The sequence below is a fragment of the Veillonella dispar genome, assembly GCF_937975875.1.
Taxonomy (GTDB): Bacteria; Bacillota; Negativicutes; order Veillonellales; family Veillonellaceae; genus Veillonella; species Veillonella dispar_B.
In genome coordinates this window covers 1-5,433 of record NZ_CALJSP010000113.1, presented here as the reverse complement: position 1 = coordinate 5,433, position 5,433 = coordinate 1, and the positions used below count along the sequence as shown (strand labels likewise).

At 36.7% G+C, this 5,433-nt stretch carries 5 protein-coding genes; all 5 read right to left on the bottom strand.

Annotation, left to right across the window (positions count from 1 at the left end):
* Nucleotides 1-156: 156 nt before the first annotated feature.
* The 5 genes from rpe to rlmN are packed head-to-tail and all read right to left on the bottom strand — an operon-like array spanning nt 157 to nt 5,374.
* Complete coding sequence (gene rpe, locus Q7P05_RS05265; protein ID WP_295202677.1) at nt 157-807, bottom strand: ribulose-phosphate 3-epimerase; 651 nt, start codon at nt 805-807, stop codon at nt 157-159.
* Nucleotide 808: 1 nt separating this feature from the next.
* Nucleotides 809-1,672: a ribosome small subunit-dependent GTPase A gene (rsgA, locus tag Q7P05_RS05260; protein ID WP_295867778.1), complete on the bottom strand. Its 864-nt coding sequence runs from the start codon at nt 1,670-1,672 to the stop codon at nt 809-811.
* Between the two features lie 8 nt (nt 1,673-1,680).
* Nucleotides 1,681-3,606, bottom strand: coding sequence for a Stk1 family PASTA domain-containing Ser/Thr kinase (gene pknB, locus Q7P05_RS05255; RefSeq protein ID WP_303930916.1), 1,926 nt, complete (start codon nt 3,604-3,606; stop codon nt 1,681-1,683).
* 27 nt (nt 3,607-3,633) lie between these two features.
* On the bottom strand, nt 3,634-4,335 hold the full coding sequence (locus Q7P05_RS05250) for a Stp1/IreP family PP2C-type Ser/Thr phosphatase (protein WP_005386740.1): 702 nt from the start codon (nt 4,333-4,335) through the stop codon (nt 3,634-3,636).
* The gene (gene rlmN, locus Q7P05_RS05245) at nt 4,328-5,374 is read right to left on the bottom strand and encodes a 23S rRNA (adenine(2503)-C(2))-methyltransferase RlmN (RefSeq protein WP_298697234.1); all 1,047 of its coding nucleotides are present in this window, start codon (nt 5,372-5,374) and stop codon (nt 4,328-4,330) included. The genes Q7P05_RS05250 and rlmN overlap by 8 nt, the downstream gene beginning before the upstream one ends.
* Nucleotides 5,375-5,433 lie beyond the last annotated feature (59 nt).

The window sequence follows — 5,433 nt, the reverse complement described above, 5'->3', positions numbered from 1 at the left end:
GCAAGCAAGGAGTGAGGATTTATTTAAGAAAACCTCACTCCTTATGTTTGATTATAAAATTATTTTTCTAGAAGCTATTATTTCCAAACATAGTACTGTTTAGACAATACTCATAGTATTGAGATAGTAAATTTAATATAACAATTATTATAATAACTAGTTATTTCGAATAGCCTCAATCATTTGTGCTCGATCATCAGCGCCAAACACAGCGGAACCAGCAACTAAAATTGTAGCACCTGCTCGTTTAATAGGTACACAAGTAATATCATTAATACCGCCATCTACTTCAATAACTGCAGTTGTGTTGTCCACTTCTTCTAATAGCATTTTAGCTTGTTTAACTTTTTTAATAGCGTTTGGAATAAAGGATTGACCACCAAAGCCAGGATTTACGGACATAATTAAGATCATATCAAGATCAGCTGCTACATCCTCCAATAAAGATACTGGTGTACCTGGATTAAGTGATACCCCTGCTTTCATACCACATTGTTTGATATGTTGAATCAATCGATGCATATGAGGCACTGTTTCTTGATGGAATGTAAAATACTCTACACCAATCTTTGCAAACTCTTCTACGTAATCACCAGGATTAGTAACCATTAAATGAACATCAAATGGTAGTTGTGTATAAGGACGGATTGCTTTTACTATAGGTGCACCAAAGGTTAAGTTTGGTACAAAATGACCATCCATAATATCAATATGCAATAAGTCCGCTCCGGCTAATTCAATGGATTTTATTTCTTCACTTAATGTTGCAAAATTTGCAGAGAGCATAGATGGTGCAATTTTAATCATTTTAAAACCTCTTTCGTTGACTTTCTATGTCATTACGTATAGACATATATGCATCATATCGTCCTTGATGAATATGGCCAGCCTCTAAAGCATCTTTTATGCCACAAATAGGTTCATGTTCATGATAGCAAGGATTAAATTTACATGTATCAACATAATCACTAAATTCAGGGAATAACGTAGGTAACCGTTCTAATGATACATCATTGAACTCAATGGCGCTAAAGCCTGGTGTATCCATGATAAAGGAATTTGAATCCAAACTATATAAGGAAGCATGACGAGTAGTATGTTTACCACGCTTAATTTTGTCACTAACCTCTCCCGTTTGGAATGCAAACTTAGGGTCCACTGCATTTAATAAACTACTTTTACCAACACCAGAAGGACCTGCAAATGCAGTTACCTTATGTTCTAAGACATGACGTAAGTCATCAATACCAGTCATATTATATGTTGATGTCATCAATACTTCATAGCCGATAGATTGATAAAGTTTCACCATCTCTTCCGTATCTGAATCCATCAAATCACATTTGTTGATACATAATACAATAGGAATATCTGCATGCTCAATCATAACCAGCATTTTATTGAGTAATAACTCATTAATATCTGGCTCATGGGCAGCTACCACCAATACAACTTGGTCAATATTGGCTACCGCAGGTCTTACCATAGCATTATGACGATCATGGATGGACTCAACGAATCCATCCTCTGAAATCGTAACACGGTCACCAACAAGTAAACTGTAGCGACCTTTCTTTAATCTGCCTCGAACTTTACATTCATGAACAGTACCGCTATCGTCTTGTACGTAAAAGTAACCATTCATATTTTTGACAACAATGCCTGTAATCATAATTCCCCTTATAATGCTGTTTCTTGTACTAATGCACCATTGAGATAAACCTCAATACGTACATTACCTACACCAGACACTTTTTTAACGATACGATCACCAGGTTTATTTGTATCATCATAAATAACAGCAGAACCTTCATCATCCTTTACAACAATTTTAAGTTCTTGATTTTTAGACCCCGCTGGAACTGTAATATCTACAGTACCAGTTGTTTTATTACTGCTACTATCCGACTTTTTATCAGATTTCTTTTTATCATCTTTATATTCAGTCGTTAAGTTTACCGTAGATCCTTCATCAATTTCATCCCCAGCTTTAATGCTTTGCTCAGTTACAATAGATTTTTCTTCTACTGAACCAGCTACTTGATTAACGCCAAGATGAGCATTGCTCAATGTATCTCGCGCATCTTTTAAGGTCATACCAATAACATTTGGCATTTGAATCTTTTTAGCTTTTGCTTTATTTACAACGAGATCAATTGTGGTGCCTTTAGAAACTTTAGAATCACCAGATGGACTTTGAGCAATAATAACGCCATCAGGTTTATTATCAACAGATTGTTGAGTTACTTTACCCACAACTAAACCTACAACTTTGAGACGTTGTCGTGCTTGTTCTACAGTTAAACCGGATAAGTCTGGTACTGTAATATCACCAACACCTTTAGAAACGACAAGGTGTATGGTTCGTTGTTCTTTAACCTTTTCCCCAGCCCCTGGAGTCTGAGAAATAACTTGACCTGCTGGTACATCAGGGTTTGTAACTTCACTTGTAGATACGCGCAAATGTTTATCTTCTAAAATATTTTTAGCTACAGATACTTGCTTACCTACAACATTAGGTACATCCACTGTTGTATTACTCCAGAAGTTACCATAACTCAAGAAGGCACCTAAGAATGCTACTAAGAAAATAACAGCAGCACCTAGAACAATATATTTTTGTGGAATCGATGCTATTTTGCTTAACATACTCTTCTTTTTACCCTCATCTTTTTGCTCTTCTTCAATGGTGCTGAAATCCTCCATAGCTTCAGGATCGACAGCTGGAATCATTTGCGTAGCAAAATCATATGGTTCATGACGTTGTGTTTTTCCCATTGTAAATCCTTGGGATAATCGTAAATCACTAATCATATCAGAAATAGAATCAAAACGATCCGCAGGGTTTTTAGATAGAGCCTTCATTACTACTGCTTCTAAAAGCGGTGGAATAGACGGATTATATCGGGTTGGAGGAGCTACTTTTTCACGCACATGTTTTAATGCTACTGCGATTGGTGTTTCCCCTTCAAAAGGAACCCTTCCAGTAAGCATTTCATATAAAACTACCCCTAAAGAGTAAATATCAGTATTTCCATCCACAGGTTTACCACTAGCTTGTTCTGGTGATAAATAATGGGCTGACCCTAAAATAGAGTTCGTATACATCACGGTATTGGTAGCATTCATGGCTCGAGCGATACCAAAGTCAGTAACTTTTACACGACCAGTACGAGTGATAATAACATTATGTGGTTTAATATCACAATGTACTATTCCCATTGTATGTGCGTGCTCTAAGCCCTCAGCAATAGCAATTGTGAACTTAACAGCCTCATCTATGGATAGTCTGCCATGACGAGTAATGTATTCTTTTAATGTTTCACCATCTACATATTCCATAATGATATAGTGTAAGTCTTGATCAAACCCTACATCATACATGTTTACAATATTAGGATGATTTAGTTTGCCTGCCGCTTGTGCTTCTCGTTTAAAACGCGTAACAAACTCATCATCATTGGCAAAGTTAGCATGCAATACTTTAATTGCTACTTGTCTACCTAGTAAGGTATCTTCTCCAAGGTATACGTCAGCCATTCCGCCAACGCCAATTTTATCAACTATTCGGTAGCGGTTATCTAGAAGTAAACCTTTTATATTCATAGTACTCATTATTTCTCCATTTCTAGATTAGATTGTTCCCACCACAATGGTCACATTATCTCCTGCTCCGACATCATATACGGATTCCATTAATGACTCTATAACTTTCATATCATCATCAGTAGATTGTAAAGCACTAGCAATTACATCATCTGATACATATCCGCATAGTCCATCAGTGCAAAGTAAAATACGATCACCTGGAAGAATGGATTCTACACCACTATCTACCTCTAAAGTATTATCAACACCGACTGCACGGGTTAATAAGTTTCTTTGAGGATGATTTAGCATTTCATCCTTTGTAATCTCTCCAGCAGCTAATAATTCTTGTACCATAGAATGATCTGTAGTAATTTGTCGTAAAAGACCATCTCTATATACATACAAACGACTATCACCAACACTTGCCCAGTATAATTGGTTACCATTAATAGCTGTAACGACAGCAGTAGTACCCATACCAGCAAGACGTTCTTCATGAGCTACGCGATTGGCTATACGTTCATTTGCATGAATAATGGCATCGCATAAGTCTTGTTGACCAACCGTTTGAAGGGAGGCCAAATATTCTTTTATTTCATCAACAGCATAGGTACTAGCGATTTCACCACCACTATAGCCACCCATGCCATCAGTGACAGCACAAATAGGACCGTCTATAAAAAATCGATCTTCATTGCGCTGACGCACAAGCCCAATTTTACTTAAACCAACAAAATTATTCATGATTCTCCTTTTTCCGACCGTGAGCTGCTTTTAGCTGCCCACATGCGGCTTGGATTGCATCGCCCATCTCTTTACGTACCGTTACAGATACGCCATAGGAAGCAACGATGTCTTTAAATGTATTCATATTCGTAATAGATGGTTTATATAATTCAATATGTTCATTGCCATTAACAGGAATTAAATTAACATGGCAATTTGGGAAATCCTTACAGATTTCTCCTAAAGCATGAGCCTCCTCCATAGATGCGTTTATAGAATCTATAAGGATATACTCAAAGGTAATACGACGTTGAGTCGTATCATAATAATATTTTACCGCATCTAAGACTTCCGTCAATTCATAACGAGCCCCAACAGGCATAATACTACGACGCACTTCATTATTTGTAGCATGTAATGAGAGTGCTAATGTTATAGGCAATCCTTCATCAGCTAGCTTATAGATGTTAGGAACCCATCCACAGGTAGAAATCGTCATCTTACGATAACTAATATTACAAATTACAGGATCGTGTAACAGTTGTAAAGCTTGTAACACATTATCATAGTTTTGTAACGGCTCACCTGCGCCCATAACGACAACAGAATGAATTTGCTCTTTAGTAAGAGCCCCGAAGATAACAACTTGACCTATGATTTCAGCCACTGTCAAATCACGGTATAAACCGCCTTGTGTTGAAGCACAGAATACACATCCCATAGCACAGCCCACTTGAGAAGAAACACATACAGAATATCCATAATGTTGTTCCATCAAAACGGCTTCTACTCGGCTTTGATCTGTCATTTCAACGAGTATTTTACGAGTCTTCCCATCTGGAGAAACAGACTCTGTAATTAATGTAGGTAAAGAAATAATACAGTTATCACTTAACCATTGACGCAATTCTTTTGGAAATTGTGTCATGTCTTGAAAATCAAACACATATCTATGATAGATATAGTCGATTAACTGTTTCGCTCGAAACTTTTGTATATTATGGGTCTTAAAGATAGATTGTAATTCTTCTAAAGACTTACCCAATAATTCTATCATGGTACTCCATTTCTATTATTATGATATGCGCTTCATACGAGCCATAGAAATAATAGAAA